Here is a 23,464-nt window from a genome sequence, read left to right as displayed (position 1 = left end):
ATTTTTTAAAGTGATGTAACACTTACTTTACCTACATCACTTAGCTTATCACTGTTGCCTACTATGTTTAAAACAATTTACCCGAAATGTATCAGAAACCTCTAGTTTGGCCTTTCCACGGTGGTTCTTTATCTATCTCGAACTCATCTATACCAGGTCCCTTAAGATGATGCAAGCGCCAAATGCCATAGATATAACTTACTGTAAGTACAAAGATATTAGCAGGCATCCCTAAAATACTGTTGATGAAAAAAAGCCCTGCTATATCCTCTTTGAGATATAAGGTTGTTACAAGAAACAATTTTAACCCCGCAAAGACAGTCCAAAAGAGTGTAACCTCCATGTAGGCAGGTCTAACATCTGCTCTCCAAAACCATTTGATATTCCACCCTCTGGTTAGATGACTCACCCATGCAGCCATTGGTTTTTTTATAAGGACGCTTCCAAGGGCTACAATTACAAAACTAAGACTTCCAATCATCTTAGGAATATAATAATTACTTACATTTCCACCAAGATAGGCAAATCCTCCTGCGATACTTACACCAACAAAACCACCAAAAGCATAACCCAAAGGCTGTTTAAGAATAGCTCTGATTAACCCAATCGCCAAAGATACACCTACTGATATAATAGCAGCTAGCTTTACCTCTAAATAACTTGAAGCGATTAAAAAAACAACGGGCGGTATCAGTGCATCTAAAGTTTTACCAGATATCACAGATCTTAGTTCTTCTAAAATCTCTTTTCCCTTATTCATCATACCTCCATTATGCGAAATATAACTTCAGCATACCTTAATTATACAGAATAGCTTAAGTTACGTATACCTCTTAATATATGTAACTGCTCTTTTTGTCACTAGCCTAGAATTAAAAAAATTGAAGATTGTTGTTTCCGGTTTAAGGGTATCTAATTGATAACGATTATCTAAAAGGAGGTCTCCTTATGCGTAGTGAAGCATCTACAGTAGACGATTATATTAAAGAGCTACCACAAGAACGACAAGAAGCAATCGCTAAACTTCGAACAATTTTCAAAAAAGAACTGGAAGCTTTGGGCTTTGAAGAAGGTATGGGATACGGCATGATCAGTTACTGGGTCCCTTATAGCCTATATCCAGAGGGATACCACTGCAAACCTCAACAACCCTTACCATTTTTATCAATTGCCTCACAAAAGAATTACATTGCAATCTACCATCTAGCAATTTATGCTGATGAGGCATTACTTTCATGGTTTACAGATGAATACCCTAAATACACCTCTGCCAAACTTGACATGGGAAAAAGCTGTATTCGTTTTAAGAACCCCTCATTAATTCCCTACGATTTGTTTGAAATATTAGCGAGAAAGATTACTGCAACCGATTGGATCAAACAATACGAAAAAAACAGAGCCATGGGACGACATGGTGCATAATATATGTAGCTCATCATAAAAAAACCTACAAATTAATGTAGGTTTTTTTCAGTCTTATAGGCTATAATTGCTGACATAAAAACTTCACCAAAGCTATCGTATTTTTTTTCACCAATACCCTTAATATCTAAAAACTCTTCTTTTGAAGTCGGTAGATAAGTCGCCATATCGGCCAACACATTGTTAGCAAAAACCACATATAAAGGTACATTTTTGGACTGTGCGATTTTGCCTCTGATTTTAGAAAGTTCATCGTATAATTCTGGATGTTTTGCGTTTGTGTTTGCTTTTTTCTTAGCTTTCTTTTTATCTTTGATATCTAATCGCGTTTGTTTCATAATGATTTTATCTGCTCCTTTTAACACACCACGCGAAGTAGGACTTAACCGAAGCACCGGAAACTCATCCGCTGACATGTTGATATAACCTTTTGCGATTAAAAACATGATTTGTTCTTTTACAACTGATGTGGATTCTTCTTTTAAAAGTCCATATGTCGATAAGGTATCAAATCTAAGTTCACGAACACGCTGGGTTTTCGCACCTCTTAAAACGTCTACAACTAAATTGATGCCAAATCTTTGATCCATTCGATAGATACAAGATAGGATTTTTTGAGCAGACTCAGTACAGTCAATCTCTTCAGATTCATCAAGACAGTTACTACATGTATTACACTCAAATGTATCTACATTTTCTCCAAAATAGTTTTGAATTTCACCTCTTAAACAGTTATTTGTGTTGCAGTAATCTACCAAGCTCTGTAAATTCTCCATCTGAATGGTATAACGTTCTCTATCGTTACTATTTTGGGTGATCAACATCTTTTGTTTCACAATATCCGATGAATCATACATGAGGATGCAGTCACTCTCAAGCCCATCTCGACCAGCACGCCCCGCTTCCTGATAATAAGCTTCCATGTTTTTAGGCATATTGTAGTGAATCACGAAACGCACGTCAGGTTTGTCGATTCCCATACCAAATGCGTTGGTTGAAACGATGATTTTCTTTTGATCAAGCATAAACTCATCTTGAACACGATTTCTAGTTTCTGTATCCAGTCCCCCATGATAAAATCCCGCATCAATCCCATCTTTCACAAGTTTAGTTGCCACTTGCTCAACGGTTTTCCGAGTTGCACAGTAGATGATGCCAGTATAGTCTGAAGGAATTTCTTTTAACCACTTTACCAAATAATCGTACTTTTTAGGAGGTTTTACCACCCTATAAATCAGATTTTCTCGATCTACTCCGGATATATAGCTTGTGGGCTGATGGAGATCAAGTAGTGTAATAATGTCTTTTTTCACTTCATGTGTAGCCGTCGCAGTAAAGGCTGCGATTACAGGGCGATCTGGAAGTGTTCTCACCCAAGTGGAAATTGACTGATAGCTCGGTCTGAAATCATGTCCCCATTGACTGATACAGTGTGCCTCGTCTACAGCAACAAAAGTAATATCCATATGCCTTGAAACCTCAAGAAAAGCCCCAGACATCAATCCCTCTGGTGCCACATAGATCAACTTATAGAGGCCATCACCAATTTCTCTCACTCTTTTATGCGTTTCACTTGCCGATAACGAACTGTTTAAAAAAGTTGCCGGTATCCCATTTTCATTTAACGATTCCACTTGATCTTTCATCAGTGCAATCAAAGGTGAAATCACCACGGTTACCCCTTCAAAAAGTAGAGCTGGAATCTGATAGCAGACGGACTTTCCTCCACCTGTAGGCATGATCACTAACGCGTCTTTTTGATCACAAATGGTTTTTATGATGTTTTCTTGTTGGTCTCTGAAGGTTTCGTACCCAAAGTGTTTCTTTAAAAGTTCAGTTATGGTCATTTAAATCTCCTTGAAATCCTTTAACAACTTAAGTAACTGCAGTACATCCTCTTTCGGCGTTGCCCATGAAGTTACGAACCGCGCTTCCATATTATTTTCATCATATGGCTGCTCTGCCTCATAGTGACAAAGTTCTTTAAGTTTTGCATGAACACTGTTTGGAAGTACCACAAAAATTAGGTTTGTCGATGGAGGCGTTACAAGTTTATAACCTAGCTCTAAAACGCCATTTTTGAGTAACATCGCCATCTCGTTGGTGTGTTTTGCTATTTTAAAATAGAGATCATCTTCAAATAGAGCCTTAAACTGAACACCTAATAGTCTGCCCTTTGCAAGGAGTGCTCCTCTTTGCTTGATTGAAAAGCGCATATGCTCTTTTAATGCGTTATTAGTTACCACTAATGCTTCACCAAAGAGGATGCCATTTTTAGTGCCTCCGATTGTAAAAGCATCTGTCAAATTAGCTACATCTTCTATCGTCATGTCATTATCTGCACAAGTAAGTGCATTGGCAAGTCTTGCGCCATCTAAGTATAGGTATAAACCATATTGATCACATGTTTTTCTAAGATCTTCTAACATCGTTTTTGTATATATAGTCCCCATCTCAGTTGCATTTGAGATATAGACAAGTCTTGGAAGAACCCAGTGTTCATCAGCATGTTTTAAGATTGCAGCATCAATCATCGCAGGCGTTAATATACCATCTTTAGATGTCATTTCTATGATTTTATGCCCTGTCGCTTCTATTGCGCCAGTTTCATGAACAGAGATATGACCAAGATCCGTTGCAATAACAGCTTCATAAGGTCTTAAGAAATGGGCTATTGCTATGGTATTTGTCTGTGTGCCAGCCACAGTTAGATGAACATCTGCATCGAGTCTATTTATACTTTTCTTGATTAGCATCTTTGCATCGCCTGTAATCTCATCCATGCCATAACCTACGTGCTGCTGCATATTTGTTTTTATAAGTGCATCCAGTACTTTCGCGTGTGCTCCTTCTGAGTAATCGTTCATGAAATATAACATAGTGGCTCTCCTAACGTTAATGTAATATGTCGATTAATGAATACAAATCAACTAATAGATACAAATCAATCATAAACTATTCATCCACATAATTCAAATTCAAAATCAAAATGGACAGATGCAACAAAAACGTCACTTTTAAGCACACAATCTTGTGGTATAATAAAACATAACATGAACGACCGAGGCCAGTATCCTAACGGATACTGGCCTCATGTTTTTTTAGGATTCATCTTTTTTTTAGTCGTAATTATCCTTTGATATAACTATTAATTTCACTTATACTTCTTCTTTTCGTTTCTCTTTCTCCCTCGCAATCACCCTATCATGTGATAGATGCATCATGTCTATCGTCCTATCTTGAACCTGTTTTTTAACCTTACTGATTCTCATAAGTGGTATCAGTAGATGTGACAATCGCGTGCTGATCTTCGACTGTGGAAAATCAATCATGCCATGTTTTTTATAATATTTATAGTCCGCCTGAAACACAAACCTTAAGCTGCCCCACATCTCGTCTCTGAAAATCTTGCCAGCCCCAACGCCTAAAAAGGTTTTAGGTCTTTTTTCGTGAATAGTTGCACATCTGATTAGCTTATGCGCAAAGTGCGTGATCGCAAGGTCTAGCTCAGTAGAACTTGAAAATTCATCCGTAATGATCTCCACGAGATTTGACTGATCCACTTCAGAAGAAGCGTTCAAAATCTGTCTCAAGTTTTGCTCATATGACAAAGGCCCTGAAATCAAATACCCCACTTGTTTGCCTGGTAGTCCAGGTTGATGTGTCTTATAAAACCTGCGATCCACAAATTGCTTCCACCTCGCTGAGAAGTAGCGATCTTTCATGGTAAGGGCAAATACAACGATATCCGCTTTTTTAAGCTTCTCTTCATACGTCGAACGCACATCATCTTTTCCATCATAGGTACATTCATTGTCCATCCCACATTTTAAACAACCAAGGCAACCGCCTGCAATTTTAATTTCAGCTAAATCTATCACTTCTGGCGCAGTAGCAAAACTCGAATTAAAACGATTAATCATGTGCTGAAGATTGTCAGACATACTCCCCGTATCAGTTAGAACGACGATCTTCAGATCACCTGAGTCCGCCACATCTACACCTGTTACTGGATCTGGATTATAGCATAATTGAGATGGTTGAAGTATTGGAAACACCTTGGCTTTAACTACTTTCTTTTGATAGCTGTCAATAACATCCCCTAAGAAAAATCTTAAATTATCACGCTCTTGCTCTATCATCAGATCGTTCATTTCAGCAGAAAAAGCACTTACAAAGTGCATCTCAAGGTCCTCACAAATCCCATGCATATAATTGTGTGCTGTGTGATCATAGAAGTGGATAGAGGTAGAAAGCGAAGCCGTATATTTCCCAGCAAAAGCGTCCTGCACACCTCTTTCAAAGATCAGTTCAATAAAGCGTTTATAGTTTGCATGGACAAGTAAGAAATAAAGCGGGAAAGCCCATAAAACGATATCACTCTCTCTTACTTCATTGATCACCGCCTCGAATACTTCAGGATCCTTTTCAAGTCTATGGATCGACTGTGCAATATGTTTCACAGTAAATTCATGTTCAGGGTATACAACTTCCAAATATTTGACAGATGCCATGGTCACACTATTGTCGCCCTTTGGACTCCCATTTAATACGATAATATTCATAAAAGTTCCTCCATTTTCAAAATCGTGTCCTCCGCCCAGCGTATACACATCTCGTAATAGTAGTAGCCGAAAGATGCAGTCATGCCCCAATAAATCGCCTTTTTATCTGCTTCACTCGCCTCTTCGCACTGCTTGATTGATTCTTTGATCTTTTCAAATGCATAGTGGCAACACTTCACAAATTGCTTCATCGTCTCAATATTTGTCGACGCATCAACTTCCCCTGAAAAAAAGAGTTTCACTAAGAAAGGATCTTTAACCCGAATATCTTCCTTTATACTATCATGCATCAACCAGCGGTTAAGTTCCTCTTTTCCGCTCTCAGTAAGCGAGAACAATTTCTTGTTCGGTTTATCCGACTGTATGATCATCTCAGATGTGACCCATCCCTGTTTTTCCATCGTGCTTAACTCTCTATAGATTTGACTGGTCTGTGCTTGCCAGAAAAAATTCAAAGTCCCCTTAAAGCTTTTATCTAGTTCATAACCCGTAGTAGGGCCGTAATTAAGTAATCCTAAAATTCCGTGTTTTAATGACATTTGTTCACCTCTTTTATATAATACAAGTTCAATATACAACAAGTGGAGTATAAAATCAAGTATGCGCAAAAACAAATCTTCATCTCATGAAAAAAGAAACCCTATAGGATTCCTTTTCAAACCATTTTATGTTAGATTTCCTTATATAACTGGTAAGAACTAAAAGTAGTGACATCTTCTTTTCACAATCTGTGACTTTAGCTCTCAAAACATTAAAATCATGGATACTCGCCTTTACTTAGTATCTATTCGAGCACTTTAAACGTCAATCCTTTATAAATCATGGATTCACATGCTACATCACCGCTAAAAACTTCAGTTTCAACAATAGCATACTCCGCAAATCTATAGATGATTGCATTTCCCTTGAGAGGGTCCACAAGCCAGTACTCTTCTACCCCTGAATCCCGATATAAGTCAAGTTTTGTAAACATCTCTTTTTGGGTGTTACCTGGAGAAAGCACTTCAACCAAAAGACGCGGAATGCCTTGGTATCGACCACTACTATCCGTATCCTCTTTCCAGTTACAAATCACAAGAAGATCTGGCTGTACGATGTTTGTGAACTTTTCATTTCCTCTTCGAAGTAGCGTCACATCAAAAGGCGATTCAAATACATCACAAGGTTTCCCCGTTAAATATTGGTCCATTGTGATATGCAGCCTCGAAACGAGACGTTGATGATAAACATTTGGAGAGGCAAGCATGTAAACTTCACCATCGATATACTCATACCTATGCTGTGATGATTCATTCATGCTTTTAAATTCATCATAAGTCATCTTCATTCTGCTCATATTATAGGCTTCTATCGCTTCGTTAACACGCTGAGGATCGTAAAGCTTGTTTAGCGTACCATCGACATCAAAAATTTGACGCAGGTTGCCAGAGTTTTCGATAATTTCGTCCTCTTCTGTATGGTTCATTAATTTTGCGATGACTTCTCCGTTTTTAGTGATGTAGATCGGTTCCATCGAACAAAGTCTCAAATACTTACCAAAAGAGTTCTTAATATCTGAAGATGTAACTTTCATATAAAGCCTCCTGTGTTTACTCTATTAACTCCCAAAAGATTCATAAGACACATTTGTAAAAATAATGGATTATAAATTTATTTTAGCCAATTTGGCTAATTCGGTCAAGTCACATATATATAAATAAAACTAAAAAAATGAATCCCAGACCACTCACTCTCGACCAATCAAATATCTATAATAGTTGTATTTAATCTTAATATGCTTTAACCTATATATGTAAGTGTAATAAAAAAACGACTCATTTCGTTATAAATGAGACCGGTAACCATAGGAGGTTAAAATTTTATGAGTACTAAAACATATCCAAATAAGCGATTGAGACGCTATCTACTTATTCCGATATTGATAGCTACAGTTATACTTCCGCTAACATCATTAATTAACCAAGTCTTATCATTAGCGATTCTATTGGTTTTTGTCGCGGATGCAGCATTTTTTACTAGGCCAAAATATGATAAAAAGACTAGATTCATGGCACTAAGCGAAGTACTTGCTGGCATATTGCTTGGTTTATGGATTATTTTTAATTAGAAACGCAATACATATTAACTAAGTTTGTAGGTGTTTATGAAAAAAATTAACCCCATCCTCACAAACCGATTCAACACTCGAATCACTCGTATTCAACCCTTAGCTTTTTTTACTTCCGAAAAACTGCCTGGGAGTATAGTTCAATAATAAATTACAAACACAGTATTTGTCTGATATAATAACTCTAATAGTTTAAGTCAAGCGAAAGCAGGTAATAGGATGATTAAAAAGTGTAAACAATGCGGGGTTGAACTAAAACCCAGTGAAAGTAATCAAGTATGTCAAAAATGCAGAGGAAAAAAGAAAGTCCAACAAGTTGAACAGCGAAAAGCGTTTATAGACAAAAAGCGAAACAGGTAAAAAATTAAATCTTTAAAATATAAAAAACGATACTTTAAATTCACCTATTTTGTGATAAAATGAATTACAACATAAACGACCGAGGCCAGTATCTTAACAGATGCTGGCCTCATGTTTTTTTAATTACTGAATTTATAGGATCCTTACCGATACTATATACTTCGAGATTATTCAACCATTTTTCATCCTATCTAAACGAAATAAATAAGGAATACATATCCTAAAAGTTTCCGTGATATTGTTGCTTGTCGCCCGAGTGTTACCCTTGGCAGTTCACTATACTTTGCCCAAAAGCCTCGTCTTTAGAATTTCCTTATATAACCGTAAAAAATCGAAAGCAGCGACCATGGTCTTTCCAGTGCCAGTAGCTGCCACGACTAAGTTCCTATAGACATGGTGAACACAGCGTTCAATCTCTAGTTGTTCCATGATATAAACAGCTCCACTTAATCGAACCTTTTAATTGAGTTTATTCTCATCTCCCCAAAATAGACTGAATATACCTAACACATTTTCGGTAGTGTAGAATTTTTATCTCTCAAGCACACTCGCATCACTCTTATTCAAACCACAGTTTCTTTGTACTTCCGATAAACTGCCTGGGCGTAAAGTTCAAGAATCCATCCAAATTTACCATTTTAAACATCCAATAGGCACAACATGGACGCCGTCTTCACGTGTATATCCAATATTTGTTGCTGTTAGAATCATAAGAAATGATGGTGACTTCATTTTATCTATATCAATTCTTTCTTTTAATTTAAATAAATTCTCAGAAGCCTTGTCAAACTCTTTTGGACCCATTTTTATTTCTATTGCACCCCAACGACCATCGCGAAGTACAACTATGGCATCACACTCTAAATTTGACTTATCTCTGTAGTGATATACTTTGCCATCTAAATAATCAGCATATACGCGTAAGTCCCGGATACACATGGATTCAAATAAATACCCAAAGGTGTTAAAATCCATTAAAAGTTTAGAGTCGTTAACACCTAAAGCTGCACAAGCTATTGATGGATCGACGAAATGTCGTTTAGAACTTGACCTCAATGGCGTTTTTGAACGAATTGAGGGATTCCACGCTTCTAAATCTTCAATAACAAAAATCCTTTGCAAGGCATTTAAGTAACTCAAAACAGTCGGTTGTGAAACAGAGTTTTGATCATTTCCTTCCATATCTCTCCTTAGCGTCTCTATTGACGCTTCTGTAGAAATATTTCTCGCTAGTGATTTCAAGAGCATCGCAACTTTCTGAGGATTTTTTTCAACCCCATCAACCCTTGAAATATCAATATTGATGATCGAATCCAGATAGTCTTGTACAGGCTTAGTGTAAACTTCATAATTATTGGAAACTGTTGCGGGCCAACCTCCTCTGACGATAGACTTAGCCAAATCTTCAATATTTAAGTCGGTCATTGATGCCAAATCTTGATTTTCATCAAAAAGCTTAATTAAACTTATGCTTCCATTTGATTCTCCCGATTCATATAAACTCATCGTTCTCATTTTTATCCTTGAGTATCTTCCTGTTCCTGTATGCGTGACTTTTTCATCTATAATAGGTACAGCAGACCCTGTTAATATGAACTGACCAAATACACCTCTCATATCAACTTCATGCCTAACCGAATCCCACAAAACAGGTGCAATCTGCCACTCATCAATCAATCTTGGTGTATCACCACGAAGCAAAAGTGAAGGCTTAGTATCTGCTATTTTCATGTAATTGGTTCGTTGATCTGGATCTTGCATGTATAAGTAACTTTTAGACAAATGGCGAGCAGTGCTTGTTTTTCCACACCATTTTGGACCTTCAACCAAAACAGCACCCGAAGACTTAAGTGCTCTTTCAATAAGCGTATCCGCGATTCTAGGAATATATTTTTTCACAATTCACCTCCACATCTTATATGTCTATTATATCAAATTTTGTGATTTGGCGCAATTGTGTTTAGTTGTTTGGCGCTGATACATTTTGTAATTTGGCGAGTGTTCGTTTTGTTATTTGTCGCAAAAAAACAATTGTCATTCACAATCATTCTCACTCTACCCCATCCCCACAAACCGATTAGAAACCCGCATCAGCTTCACAGGCATCTTCTCCCTAAGCTTATAGATGATACTGATCGGTGCACTCCCTTGATGGCTGGTATAATCAACAAGTCCTAGACAGGTATATACCTCTGTTTTCCCGTTTTCATCACTGCGCTCCTCACGTACAAAGAGCATCACTTTTGAGCCGTTGGACTGCTCGCAGTGGTACGGCTCTGAGACTGCCAGTGCAAGCCCCTCGAAAGGGTACATGAGCGGCGAAGGACAAAGCAAGTTCTGCTCTATGGCCTGGTTTAGCCTAATCTCATAAGCGATCCTATGGTCAAAATCCTCAAGGATGGATTTCCCGTCCATCCGCTCAGGTGTGGCTGTTAGCCCAAGTAAGATCTTCGGCGAGAAATGCGCGATGATGGGCCTCTTATGTGTAATTTCCTTATATAACCGTAAAAAATCAAAAGCAGCGACAATGGTCTTTCCAGTGCCCGTGTCTGCCACGACTAAGTTCCGATACACAAAATATGCCAGGTACATTTTCGGTAGTGTAGAATTTCAATCTCTCAAACGCACTCGAATTACTCGTTTTCAGAACTAAGTTTCTATTTACTTCCGAAAAACTGCCTGGGAATAAAGTTGGTGGCATTACTTCATCACATACCGCGTCAGTCTGCCACCACCTATTTTTTTAATAAGCCCTTTGGAAAGCATCTCTTTAAGCGTATTAACCGCATGAGTCGATCCTATGCCTATGGCTTCTTCAACATCACTACGCGTAATTTCCGTTTGCTTATCGAATAATTGGAGTATCGGTAAATACTTTTCATCCTCAACACTTAACACCTGAGCATGTGTGTTTGGTAGAATAACTCGAAACGCACCTTCTACATTTTCAAACTTAGGCTGAACGGCTAGTCCTTTGTAACAACTGATGATTTTACTAATGCCAGTACCATATGCCTCAATTAATTTCATTCTGTAAAACAAACTTGCAAGTTTTTCATTCCTAGGTTGCGAAGCACCCAGCATTGCAGCTTCCAAGGACATTCCAGAAACCAATCCACCAAGTGAAATGATTTCTAAACGGTCTGAATATAGATTTATAATCGTGCTCCCGCTAAAGGCATAGTCCCTGTGAACAATAGCATTGAGTAATGCCTCCCGTACAGCATCTTCTGGGTAATCTCTTTCGTCTGTGCGTAGCAAATCATGAAAGGTCGCCTTTGTACTATTATAAAAATCTATGGTTTTAAATGCATCTGTAAGCTGTTCAAATATTGAACCTGTCAATTCCTTTCGGTCTTTGAATACCAATTTATCAGTGCCTTGAAAAACAGCGAATTTAATTGAATGCTTACACTGATCTGAAACAAGTAATCCCATATTTGTATAAATATCATCCCCTGATAGTATTCCTAAGTTCCTCATCTGAACCTGTGAAATCTCTAATTGTCGTAGATTCATTTCTTTACTAAAGCTCGTAAAAGTTAAATCTTGAATGAGAGATCGATTGTTCTCAAAAGAATCCCCATCCGTCATTTTAATCATCATTCGAATTGCATCTTCAGATGCAGGTGCAGAGGTCGTGCCACTTCTTACATAGACACCGGAGGGTTTTAGCCCTTTGTCTGATAGATAATAAGGTTTCTTAGTCCCTTGCTGAACTGTTAGCTTAATAATATTCTTATCTTCTTTCTGCACCAGCTCAATATTTGTAAACATAGAAATTTCTGGTCGAATATTATCTCTTATCGCATTTGATATTTGCTGCATTACAAAATCGGCATTATCAAGACCCATTATATGGCCATTATCCTGAATACCAATATATATTGTACCACCGTTTGTGTTGGCGAATGCCACAACTTCTTTCTTTAAATCAGGCGTGTAAATTTCCTTCAATTCAACATTTTCACTTTCATATAACTTCATAATATCACCCTTTATATCAGTTTCTATCAATTCTACCACTATTCTATCACTGTCAGTGATAGAATACAATGCAATTTAACTCTGAGGCACTCTCCGTCAACACCGACATCAACCGTTCCCTACCCCATCCTCACAAACCGATTCAACACTCGAATCACTCATATTCAACCCCCCAGCTTTTTTTACTTTCGAAAAACTGTCTGGGCGTAAAGTTCAATAATAAATTACAAACACAGTATTAGTCTGATATAATAACTTTAATAGTTTAAGTCAAGCGAAAGCAGGTAATAGGATGATTAAAAAGTGTAAACAATGCGGTGTTGAACTAAAACCCAGTGAAAGTAATCAAGTATGTCAAAAATGCAGAGAAAAAAAGAAAGACCAACAAGTTGAACAGCGAAAAGCGCTTATAGACAAAAAGCGAAACAGGTAAAAAATTAAAGCTTTAAAATTAAAAAACGTTACTTTAAAATCACCTACTTTGTGATAAATTAATTACGACATAAACAACCGAGGCAGTCTCTTAACAGATGCTGGCCTCATGTTTTTTTAATTACTGAATTTATTTGATCCTTACCGATACTATATACTTCGAGATTATTCCCTCCATTTTTCATCCTATCTATACGAAATAAATAAGGAGTACACGCACTAAAACCAAAAGCAGGAACCCTAGTCTTTCCAGTGCCAGTGTCTGCCACGACCAAGTTCTTATAGACATGGTGAACAGAGCGTTCAATCTCTAGTTGTTCCAAGATATAAACAGTTCCACTTAATCGAACCTTTTAATTGAGCTTATTCACATCTCCCCAAAATAGACTGCATATACCATGAAGTCAACTTACCTGAACTTCCAACTTCCACGAAATATACCAGGCACATTTTCGGTAGTGTAGAATTTTTATCTCTCAAGCACACTCGCATCACTCTCAATCAAACCAGAGTTTCTTTGTACTTCGGAAAAACAACTTGAGATAAAGTTAGTATGGCTAATTTTGTCAAGTCGTGCATAAAATTTTCCACTTTAAAGTACCAAAAATCACAACGTGGATACCGTCTTCACGTCCATATCAATATTTTTGCGGATCAAAGTTAGTCCAATTTTTTTTGCCATTATTTTAGTTTTGTATTATAATTGTAAAAGATTTATAAATAAAAGTTGAAAGGATACATACTATGAAATTTAGTAAATTTATAGGTTTATTTTTAACTGTTATGATAATTGCTGGACTAAGCGTAGTAGGATTTGCAGAAAGTAAAACAATAAATGATTTTAAGGATATTCCTGAATCCCACTGGGGAAAATCTTTTATTGAGTGGGGGCTAACTAATAATATTATGAATGGTTATTCTGATGGTCGATTTGCACCAAATGATATAATTAAAGAATCAGAATTTGTTGCTATGCTTTCTAACTATGCGACAAATATTCCCAAAGTTTTCACTCCAATAAGTGGTAAGGATTGGTCTGAACCTTTTTATCTAGAGATGAATAAATTAGAAATGCCTTTCAGGGGGTATGATAATGTTTCTATCCGTAATGAATCTTTGAGTAGAGGTCAAGTAGCTATAATAATTGCCGCAAAATATGGATTTGCTTTAACATCAAAGCAAGCAGTATATTTTATGTATGAGAATGGACTAAGTAATGGTAATTCTAAGACAGAAAGAACGTATGATACATTTGGTGTGGGTGATGTATTAACAAGAACACAAGCACTTGCATTTTTACAGAATATGGACAATTTAGAGGACAAAGTAATGACCTTTAAAGGCGTAAAATCTACAAAAGGTGACGCAGATGCCACAACTATATTAGGGATGTCTGGATTATACGTAAATAATAAAATAACTGTAGACTTTGGGGATTTCAACAAATCTACTGTAGTGGTAGAAGGAGAAAAACCAGATTTAGCTAAAGTAACAAGTATATCAACAAAAATGGGTGCAGATGGTAAGGTAGTTGCAGTAATGACAAAGTTATTGACTCCAGTTGACTACTCAGCAGAAATAGGTAGAGGATTTACAAAAGCAAAAAATTATTTTCAGTTTTCTGAACTCGAAGCAATGTTTGCAGATAGATCACTTACAGTATACCATATAGAGAATTCTATCGTAGTTTATAAAGGTGTAGAGTTGCCTTATGGATGTGGATTTAGGGGATCTGACGGGATGTTAACACTAAACGAAGAAAAAATAGGAATTGTGCAGATAAGCTTAGACTATTCCGGTAATGATAACGGGTTTGCATTCAAGGATAAAGACGCATTCATTGCATTGATGGGGAACTTAAAATTTTTAGGGGCTACCCAAGGACAGATAAACAAGGCTATTGAGTATGTAAACAAATATCATGACGTCCGAGGTGCAGACAACTTGGCAATGGAGATAGTATCCAAATCAACTGGTAAGAGTATTGTGGTATCGTATGGAAAAGGTGATATAAAATTAGCACTATACAATAAGACATTCGGTTGGAAAGATTTCACTGATTATGTAGAATAGAGGAGAATAATCTAGAAGAATAAATCAAAAGATATAAAAATCACTGAGAGAAGAAAATCTATCAGTGATTTTTTATATTTTTAAAACATGATTTTATAAAGCAAGCAATACACCACTGAATTAAAAGGGCATTTAACCACGCTTATCAAAATTTTTCTCTTTGACTATGGAACTAAATTAATAATTATTTACCTTCACTACTCATTCACAAAAAACATACCTACCCCGAGTAAATCCAAATTGTCATCATAAAAACCTACTATTATATTACCATTATAGCGTACCAAAATAGGATCAACATCATTGTAAACAGATAGTCCAGCTCTAGTTGGTGATCCCAGCACTATAAACTCACTTTTTAATACAAGTTGATAATCAATTTCAGAGCCACCACTTGTAAACCCCAAAGTGATACCTGTGAACTTAGCTAATTCTGCAGGCATTTTATCCTTATTAAATGAGATATAATTATTGCCATCTTCTTTTTTAACTACATTGTACATTTCAGGTGTCATGATGACTAATGATTTCATCTTGCTAGTGTAGTAATTTTTATATTCTACCGTTAACTCTTTAAGCCTCTTATCAAGTTCCGGATTCGGTTTAATCATAGCGAGGTCATACGTGCCAGGTGATAAACCGGTCGGTATTTCAAAATAATAGGCCACTTCTAAATCTTTTCCCATAAATGAATTCAAAAAATAATTACTCTTACTATACCATCCAGAAGGGTTGAAAAGTCCATATTCTTTTGCTAATTCTTGATAATAAGTCTTCTCGAAATCTGAAATGAAAATTAGTTTCGCTAATTTCTCAGTAGTTGACATATCTAATTTCATATTTGAACCAATAGTGCTGTAAAAAACTAACTGATCTAAAATTTCTGGACTTATCCTTTCATGATGAATTTCAAATCTCAAACTTGAATTTTCACCTTTAGTTACCTCCATTGGAACAGTTGGATAATCATAATACTTCAAACTATTTGCAACATTTATCGATACCACTTTTGCATCTACAAGACGATCAATTAAGCGATCTTCACTTCCCTTAAAAGTAACATCTAAGGTATTATGTGCAAGGAGAACCATTTCATTACGTGTAAATGTAGACGTAGTTAATTTATTAAACTCATCTGTGGAGACAAGTCCTTTTTCCTTAGCAAAATTTAATACATCATTATAAGTAAAATCTCCATCCTTATAGCCTAGTGCTTTGAGCATAAAAGTAGAAAAGTCCTTTGCACTTGCATTGTTATTTGAACCAAACATCGTTGCACTTATACCTTTCGTTAGGCCCTTTTCATACATATATCCAACATAATCTGATGCCCATGCTGGTACGTCTTTAAATGGATGGGCATACTTCTTCGCTAGTGCTTCGCTTTCCCCTCCTAAAAGTTTTACTAGCATCGCTGCTGCTTGAACGCGGGTAGGTACTTTTTCAAGTTCAAAACCTTTATCTGTGCCATTAAATAACCCAAGTTCCTTTAAATCAGTTGCAAGACCTTCATTGTCACCAGTTGTAGCATGTGATATTGAGGTTAATGCAAATAGCATTACAAGCACACAAATCATCACCGCTACGCGTCCAAATTTACTTCTCATTAGTATTTCTCCCTTTGTCGTTTAATTTTATATATTTTATAATAAACATGCTCTAAACATATTATTATTTTTCTTGAAATTTCGATTAATTCAAGAAATTTATTTATATCTTTTCTTTTTTTTAGTTTCTAGACTAAGATGTACATGTGGTAACTCTCCAATAAATTTTGCAAGAGAAATTATGGTTAAAACCATCCAACAAATTACTTCTACAAAGAACAATAACTGTAATCCACTATCATTGTTTGAAACTTTTTCATAATTAAAAGTAAAAATTCTTATAGTATTGTCCATTATGTTATATAGTAGTCGATTGCCATTGGGCTCAACGAATTCAGTCAAACTTGTAAACCAAAATATAACTTCTATAAAATTGTGTCCCAAAAGAACTACACTTCTGTAGGGATTTTTCAATATATAAGCTTTTCTTTTTTCTATAATAAGCGCTTTGTATGGATGAAATAGCAATACATTGATCTGATAGATTACAATTTCTAAAACGCGTATTGCTGCATATCCAAGTATTATGTTACCCCATAATCCAATGTCAAAGTAATGCACCGTTATTAAAGTGCTCAAACTAAATAGCGTATGAAATACTACCCATTTATCGGCGAAAGCATCAGTCTTTTTAAAAACAAACTTTCGTAAAATACTAAAAGGTAAGATCGTTTCAATCCTTAAAAAGACATTACACCAAAATTTATAAACAAAACCTACTCCATCAAAGTTGACTATACTCATTAAATTCACCCATATTTCCCTTTTGTTTGATTTAAAAATGAATTCATTTATTGTGAGAATTATTTTTATTTTTTAATCTATTTTGAAAGCGGTACATTGTCAATATTGTACTTGATAATGCCATTTGCTTCACTTATGAATTTCCCAACATATAAACCTTCAATAATTTCGTTAAGTTCTTCTGTTGATTTGTGATTTGCAAAAACAGACATCGCAAATCCGCTCAATGTACTTCTCTTTTTAGGTCGTTTATTACCTTGAATCTTTCTAAGTTGATCTATCAGTTTCTTCATCTCCGGAGTAATGGACTTTTCCATCAGTTTATGATGAACCTGAGTTATATTGGTAACACGCTTAACAATTTTCGATTTTGCAGCTTCATTAATATGCTCAATTAAAGGGTCATATCCAGTATCTTTTGAAACAATCACAAAAGCACTATATTTATTAGCTTCAATATATTTCCCTATATAATATGCTATGTAAAAATCGAGTGCATTTTTACCTTGACCATTTACTTTAAGCCATTCTAAAGACTTACCTAGTTGCTGCGTTTGCAATACTAAATCAATAGGCACTTTGGTTTGATTCTTCCCAACAAGTATCTTAATCTCATAATCACTAATCTTATCAATACCATCTAGATTTTGAATGTTCTCATAATCCACTAAAACTAATTTCATGTTCATCCCCCCTATTTTCTCAAAATAATACTTTTTATATCACCTCCTACCCCATCCCCACAAACCGATTAGAAACCCGCATCAATTTCACAGGCATCTTCTCCCTAAGCTTATAGATGATACTGATCGGTGCACTCCCTCGATGACTGGTATAATCAGCAAGTCCAAGACAGGTATAAACCTCAGTTTTACCGTTTTCATCACTGCGCTCTTCACGTACGAAGAGCATCACTTTTGAACCGTTGGTCCTTTGACCTATATACCGTTGACCTGTAGGACTCTCTAAAGTAGTACGGCTCTGAGACTGCCAGTGAAAGAGCTGTGAGTCGATGGCATAGTCTTCATATAAAGTCGTCTCTGAGAAATGCTTCTCAGACTTTTTAAGGGTGATGAAAAACACATCTACACCGTAATCGGCTATATATTTGACCCCTTCTCTAAAAGGCATGAGCTTGTCTAGCGTATTGATCCCAAATGCAGAAAGTACCTGCGAAGTGCTATAGTTTGCATGAAGTTCAAGGGGGATATCAGGCAGTCCCATTGTCTTAGGGATATGATCTACTGCCTCAAGGCAGAGCTCAAGTAACTGGATCATCTCCATCATGACGGGTGACGCCTCTGTGTTTAAACGGTTAAAATAGTCCTCTAGTGGTAATGAACTTTCCACATCCGAAAGCGTATAAAAGAGCATGAGTCCCCTTCGCTGATCTTCAAGAGCAAGCCCCTCGAAAGGGTACATAAGCGGGGCGCGTAGGTATTTAAGGGCAAACTGTATAAAGCCAGCATCGTCGATCTGGCTAATCTTATAAAACACACCTTTCAAATTCACTTTCTCTAGCAAATCACACGAGAGCGTTGCTTGGTAGTGCGCATCTGCAAGTTCAAAGAGACAAGTGGTTTTGTATAGCTCATTTGGCGAGAGGTCATAATACGCTAAAAAGTTCTGTAAAGTCAGTGGGAGCTGCGCATCTGTTTGGAAGGCAATCATCATCTGTCTTAGCTTTCTGATATTGGTCTGCCCCTGGGCTAAGTTTCTCAGGACGTATTCCTTCGCCAGTTTTTCAAGCTGTACAAAGCAGTTCCTAGGCACAGAAGGAAAATCGAGGGCGACCTCATCACTTACGGCGTGACGTGTCTTGCCTACGAGCTTTTGAAACTTCATGCGATAATCGTATTTTTGATGGGCTTGTCCGATAAAGTCTAGGACAGTGAGCACCTCTTTGTCCTCATATAGTCTAAGTCCTCTCCCAAGCTGCTGGATAAACACAGTCGCCGATTCTGTAGGGCGAAGAAAAAGCACCGTGTTCACATAGGGTAAGTCCACCCCTTCGTTATAAAGGTCAACCACGAAGATAAACTTAATCTCGCCATTTTTGAGTCTTCCCTGTATGCTGTGACGGTCTTGCTTTGAAGAATTCGCATCCAACGATTCACTAGCGATCCCCGCCCTGCGAAACACCTCCGACATATGCTTTGCATGTTCTTGATCTACACAAAACCCCAGTCCCTTAACCGTCTGCATATCACTGATATACCGCACCACCGCCGAGATGATCGCTCTATCTCTGGCATGATCGCCGATATAAGTGGCACTGAGGTCTCTTGTGACGTATTTGCCTGATTGCCACTTCATGTTTGAAAGGTCCGTGTCATCACTGACCCCAAAATAGTGAAAAGGACAAAGCAAGTTCTGCTCTATCGCCTGGTTAAGCCTAATCTCATAAGCGATCCTATGGTCAAAATCCTCAAGGATGGATTTCCCGTCCATCCGCTCTGGTGTGGCCGTTAGCCCAAGTAAGATCTTCGGCGAGAAATGTGCGATGATTCTCTGGTAACTATCAGAAGCACTATGATGCGTCTCATCCAGTACGATCACATCAAAATGATCCCTTGGCAGTTCACGATACTTCGCCCCAGCATTTAAGGTCTGAATCGATGCAAATACATGCTCATACCGACTTGGCGCTTGACCCGCCACCCAGTATTCCCCAAAGTTATGGTCTTTCAGCACCGCCCGGTACGTCTTACAGCTCTGTTTCAAAATCTCTTCCCGATGCGCTAAAAACAAAAGCCTCGTATGTGGGATTTCCTTATATAACCGTAAAAAATCGAAAGCAGCGACCATGGTCTTTCCAGTACCAGTGGCTGCCACGACTAAATTCCGATAGACATGGTGAACAGAGCGTTCAATCTCTAGTTGTTCTAGAATCTCCTGTTGATAGGCAAAGGGCTTAAGGTCAAAAAACATCATCTGATCGTTGTCCATTTGCTTTTCAGCTTTAAGTGCATTTTGAAGCTTCTCTTGATCTTCTAAAGAGCCATCACGATAGGGCTCAAACTCGTTCATATGCCAGTACGTTTCAAACGTGATCTTGAACTTGGCGATAATCTCTGGTGAGGTGTACTCTGATACTTTCATGTTCCACTCCGTGCCTTCACTTAACGCAGCTTTGGACATGTTTGAAGAACCTATGTAAGCAGTGCTAAATCCCGTACTGCGCTGAAAATAATAGGCTTTGGCATGAAGTCTCGTCCTTTTTGTATCATAAGAGATACGCACCTCAGTGTTGGGAAGCTTTGCAAGCATCTCTATGGCTTTGGCATCAGTCGCCCCCATATAACTGGTAGTGATTACTCTAAGAGGCTTGGTTTTCGTATGCTCCACAAGGTCATCATAGATCAGTCTGAGACCACTGAACTTGATAAAAGACACTAGTAAATCTACCTGATCAGCGGAGGCGATCTCGCGTTTTAGCTCTCTGTATACTTGTGGTTCGCTTTGACTCCCAGTAAAAAGACTACTTTTCGACAGCGATGTCTGTGGAATCTTCTCTAAAAGCAATTTCTTATCCACAGGTTTACTGGCAATGACCTTTAAAACCCTAGATTCAGTCAACAGCCAATCCTCTAAACCCTCATCTTCAGTGAGACGACTGACCTCACCCAGCAAAAGATTAGTGATATCCACCTGTGTCTGTAACTCACTCTGTTTACTATAGTGTCTCAGTCCATATTCAAGCGCTCTCTTCAAATACAATGACAAAATGGACGCAGCTTCAGCCCCGTCCATATCCTCTTTTATAATCTCATGATCCATGAGCATTTTTTCAAGCTTTGCTTCAAGTGCTTTGTTTATTGGGGATTCGTAGAAGTTTTGAGTTGGCATAGGGGCTCCGATCTGGTGATTAATTTTGAAATTTAGTCTTTTATGATTATTTCTATTTTCACTTTTGCTACATCATTCAATAAATTTACCGGCGGTGCTACTTGTCCAATGTCACCATTTTCAATTAAAATGTAATATTCTCCAGCATCTAAAGTAGCAGTAATTATTTTTAGTGCATTCAATTCAAGTTTACCTTGTTCAATTACAAACACATCATTATCAAGACCAAATTCAATCTTATTCTTAAAACTTTCAAAGTTATCTTTATCCATTAAGATATAATCTAATGCTGGACCATCTACAACCATACAATTTATTGATAATTTACCCTTCTGTTTTAAAGTTATCGCTCTACTAGTAAACTCATCTTCATTTAATTCTATTGTTTCTGAAGTGCTATTATTAACGTCAGTATTCTTTGGTTCAATATTTTCAGAATTTTCATTACTAATATTACTTGTTTTTTTAGCATGAAAATAACTATTAATTACGTTGGGCTCTTCTCGTGTAAATGCATGATAAAAATTCTTTGATATCCCCAAATATTCATATCTAAAGCCAATACCTTCAATTTTGTAATAGCTAAAGAAAATATAATCAGTCCTTTCATATATCACATCAGCCACTTGGGATACGACTTTACCAGTAATGACTGAAATTATTTCATCTAAATAAGAGTTGGATTCTATAACCGAATTAGAAATTTTAGTGCTGATTTCACTATCAATAAATTCCTTAAAATCATTTTTATTTGGATTTGTAGCATACAAAAACATTCCCAATATTATCATAAACCATAAAAATGATTTTAGTTTCATAATGCCCCCTACTACTATTTTCTTCGTTTTATGTTAGTGATATGTTGAAGTTTCTCTTCTTCACTTACACCAGAATATTGAACCAATTTATCATAAATTAAATCAACTTTTGAATCACTTAATACTTGATTCCTTTTCGCTATTGCTCTACTCATACGCCTTTTTAAAAATGGTCTTCTCATTAACAAAATATCTTTTGAATTCATCTTAATCTTTTTTAGTTCACACCTTTGACTAAAAACGATCACTGAGTAATACTCACCACTATAATCTTCACTTAAAAATTCCTTTAAATGTTTTATATGTCCTTCATTTTGCATAATTGGATTGAAAAATCTATTTTTCATGCCACCTTTTAGAGATTGAGTCCAATATTGAGACTTTTCATCCCCAAAAATCCATCCACTATAGTTTTTTGACTCTATACAATAAATGCCAGTTTCATGGACGCAGATCAGATCAATTTCAGTTGTCTCGCCATTCTTTTTAGGTATATATGTATTTACAGTTATTTTCTTATACCCAGACAAACTTTCCAAAATTCGGTAGGTCAAATACTCACCAAATAAACCTTTGTTAAGCCTCACTTTCACATATTTGTTGTTTGTTTCAATCTTATATTTACATTTGTTGTATTTGTAAATATCAAAGCAAAAATAAGAAATAATAAGTATCATCACAAAATATAACATTAGTTGTCTCCTTTCAGATTAGTTTTACAAAACATAATAGAAACACAATATTATCTTTTCAATATAGAATTATTAACTAAGTAAAATATTGCAATAATAGTTAGGCGATGTAATAATTTTTATAATTTAAATTTATTTAATAATCTATCCATTCATTAATTTCATCGTTACCAATTTTCCTTTTTTTAATTTCATTAGGATCATTTTCAACTATTTGTTTTTCAATTGATTTTATAAAATTCGCTAAAATTTCCTTGTTATTAATAACTCTATAGATTGACGCAAAGAATAAAAAGCTAATTACAACTAATAACACAGAATCATAATTTATCCAAAAATAAATCCCACCAAAGAATACTGCAACACCACCAATGTAAGTAATTCCATCTATTACTGTAAAATTGATAATTTTATCAATTGATACCTTTTTCCTTCTATATGATTTTACTGCAACTTCTTCATTCCATTTTTTTGTATCTTCATATTGTTTTTTAGTTATCATGCTAGCCTCAACTTCATTAAATATTTTTAGATTTTTTTTGAATTCATTTATAATCATATTATCAGTAACTAAAACTTAAAAAGTGAAACATGCAAACTATGTCAAAATTTGTTATTTTTTCTCCAACATACTCTTAACCTTAGTTGCGAGGACTGCGTTTTAGATGAAGTTCTTTCTATTACTTCAAAAGAATACTTAAAAGTCACTGATAATATGGTTCACTGTAACAAATCAAAACCAAACAATTTTGATATTCTCATTACGATTTAATATTACAAGTAACGTGCAATAAAAGATGAACAATAC

The 23,464-nt window shown here is 36.3% G+C and carries 19 protein-coding genes and 1 pseudogene; 3 read left to right on the top strand and 17 right to left on the bottom strand.

What is annotated here, in order from left to right:
* Positions 1-91: 91 nt before the first annotated feature.
* A complete protein-coding gene (locus tag QE109_RS11305) occupies positions 92-760 on the bottom strand; it encodes a DUF3159 domain-containing protein (protein WP_281094633.1) in 669 nt (222 codons plus the stop codon).
* A gap of 188 nt (positions 761-948) precedes the next feature.
* Between QE109_RS11305 and QE109_RS11300 the strand changes: the two genes are divergently transcribed.
* Positions 949-1,422 carry a DUF1801 domain-containing protein gene (locus tag QE109_RS11300; protein WP_281094632.1) on the top strand — a complete coding sequence of 158 codons (474 nt, stop codon included), beginning with the start codon at positions 949-951 and terminating at the stop codon, positions 1,420-1,422.
* Positions 1,423-1,454: 32 nt separating this feature from the next.
* Here the strand turns inward: QE109_RS11300 and recQ are convergent, their stop codons facing one another.
* The 5 genes from recQ to QE109_RS11275 form a co-directional block, all read right to left on the bottom strand.
* On the bottom strand, positions 1,455-3,269 hold the full coding sequence (gene recQ, locus QE109_RS11295; protein WP_281094631.1) for a DNA helicase RecQ: 1,815 nt from the start codon (positions 3,267-3,269) through the stop codon (positions 1,455-1,457).
* A complete protein-coding gene (locus QE109_RS11290; protein ID WP_281094629.1) occupies positions 3,270-4,301 on the bottom strand; it encodes a threonine aldolase family protein in 1,032 nt (343 codons plus the stop codon).
* Between the two features lie 279 nt (positions 4,302-4,580).
* Positions 4,581-5,987, bottom strand: a complete 1,407-nt coding sequence (locus tag QE109_RS11285; RefSeq protein WP_281094627.1) for an NAD(P)H-dependent oxidoreductase — start codon at positions 5,985-5,987, stop codon at positions 4,581-4,583.
* Entirely contained in the window at positions 5,984-6,526 is a 543-nt protein-coding gene (locus tag QE109_RS11280) for a PadR family transcriptional regulator (RefSeq protein WP_281094625.1), read from the bottom strand. Before QE109_RS11280 ends, QE109_RS11285 begins: the two co-directional genes overlap by 4 nt.
* Positions 6,527-6,771: 245 nt before the next feature.
* Positions 6,772-7,560 carry a Uma2 family endonuclease gene (locus tag QE109_RS11275; protein WP_281094624.1) on the bottom strand — a complete coding sequence of 263 codons (789 nt, stop codon included), beginning with the start codon at positions 7,558-7,560 and terminating at the stop codon, positions 6,772-6,774.
* Between the two features lie 288 nt (positions 7,561-7,848).
* Between QE109_RS11275 and QE109_RS11270 the strand changes: the two genes are divergently transcribed.
* A complete protein-coding gene (locus QE109_RS11270) occupies positions 7,849-8,094 on the top strand; it encodes a hypothetical protein (protein ID WP_281094623.1) in 246 nt (81 codons plus the stop codon).
* A gap of 678 nt (positions 8,095-8,772) precedes the next feature.
* Here QE109_RS11270 and QE109_RS11265 read toward each other — a convergent pair.
* From QE109_RS11265 to QE109_RS11250, 4 genes and pseudogenes are all read right to left on the bottom strand, one after another.
* Positions 8,773-8,874, bottom strand: a pseudogene (locus QE109_RS11265) (DEAD/DEAH box helicase family protein); the annotation flags it as partial.
* 210 nt (positions 8,875-9,084) lie between these two features.
* Positions 9,085-10,353 carry an ATP-binding protein gene (locus tag QE109_RS11260; RefSeq protein WP_281094621.1) on the bottom strand — a complete coding sequence of 423 codons (1,269 nt, stop codon included), beginning with the start codon at positions 10,351-10,353 and terminating at the stop codon, positions 9,085-9,087.
* A gap of 156 nt (positions 10,354-10,509) precedes the next feature.
* The gene (locus QE109_RS17760) at positions 10,510-11,010 is read right to left on the bottom strand and encodes a hypothetical protein (protein WP_425365120.1); all 501 of its coding nucleotides are present in this window, start codon (positions 11,008-11,010) and stop codon (positions 10,510-10,512) included.
* A gap of 144 nt (positions 11,011-11,154) precedes the next feature.
* Positions 11,155-12,441: an RNA-binding domain-containing protein gene (locus QE109_RS11250; RefSeq protein ID WP_281094620.1), complete on the bottom strand. Its 1,287-nt coding sequence runs from the start codon at positions 12,439-12,441 to the stop codon at positions 11,155-11,157.
* Positions 12,442-13,617: 1,176 nt separating this feature from the next.
* Between QE109_RS11250 and QE109_RS11245 the strand changes: the two genes are divergently transcribed.
* Positions 13,618-14,946 carry an S-layer homology domain-containing protein gene (locus QE109_RS11245; RefSeq protein ID WP_281094618.1) on the top strand — a complete coding sequence of 443 codons (1,329 nt, stop codon included), beginning with the start codon at positions 13,618-13,620 and terminating at the stop codon, positions 14,944-14,946.
* A 197-nt stretch (positions 14,947-15,143) separates the two neighbouring features.
* On the opposite strand, the gene QE109_RS11240 is transcribed toward QE109_RS11245, so the two are convergent.
* The 7 genes from QE109_RS11240 to QE109_RS11210 all read right to left on the bottom strand — a co-directional run bounded on the left by QE109_RS11240 (position 15,144) and on the right by QE109_RS11210 (position 23,215).
* The gene (locus QE109_RS11240; RefSeq protein WP_281094616.1) at positions 15,144-16,553 is read right to left on the bottom strand and encodes an S-layer homology domain-containing protein; all 1,410 of its coding nucleotides are present in this window, start codon (positions 16,551-16,553) and stop codon (positions 15,144-15,146) included.
* Between the two features lie 99 nt (positions 16,554-16,652).
* Positions 16,653-17,297 (bottom strand): hypothetical protein, encoded by a 645-nt coding sequence (locus QE109_RS11235; RefSeq protein WP_281094615.1) that lies wholly within the window; start codon positions 17,295-17,297, stop codon positions 16,653-16,655.
* 77 nt (positions 17,298-17,374) lie between these two features.
* A complete protein-coding gene (locus QE109_RS11230) occupies positions 17,375-17,980 on the bottom strand; it encodes a PIN domain-containing protein (RefSeq protein ID WP_281094613.1) in 606 nt (201 codons plus the stop codon).
* A gap of 46 nt (positions 17,981-18,026) precedes the next feature.
* A complete protein-coding gene (locus QE109_RS11225; RefSeq protein WP_281094611.1) occupies positions 18,027-21,146 on the bottom strand; it encodes a DEAD/DEAH box helicase in 3,120 nt (1,039 codons plus the stop codon).
* Positions 21,147-21,178: 32 nt separating this feature from the next.
* Positions 21,179-21,964 carry a DUF4359 domain-containing protein gene (locus QE109_RS11220; protein ID WP_281094610.1) on the bottom strand — a complete coding sequence of 262 codons (786 nt, stop codon included), beginning with the start codon at positions 21,962-21,964 and terminating at the stop codon, positions 21,179-21,181.
* Between the two features lie 14 nt (positions 21,965-21,978).
* On the bottom strand, positions 21,979-22,656 hold the full coding sequence (locus tag QE109_RS11215) for a nuclease-related domain-containing protein (protein WP_281094609.1): 678 nt from the start codon (positions 22,654-22,656) through the stop codon (positions 21,979-21,981).
* Positions 22,657-22,792: 136 nt separating this feature from the next.
* Positions 22,793-23,215 carry a hypothetical protein gene (locus QE109_RS11210; RefSeq protein ID WP_281094608.1) on the bottom strand — a complete coding sequence of 141 codons (423 nt, stop codon included), beginning with the start codon at positions 23,213-23,215 and terminating at the stop codon, positions 22,793-22,795.
* Positions 23,216-23,464 lie beyond the last annotated feature (249 nt).

This window comes from Fusibacter bizertensis, assembly GCF_029914245.1.
Classification (GTDB): domain Bacteria; phylum Bacillota; class Clostridia; order Peptostreptococcales; family Acidaminobacteraceae; genus Fusibacter_C; species Fusibacter_C bizertensis.
The sequence above is the reverse complement of the archived record's forward strand: the minus strand, read 5'-3'. Positions and strand labels throughout refer to the sequence as shown.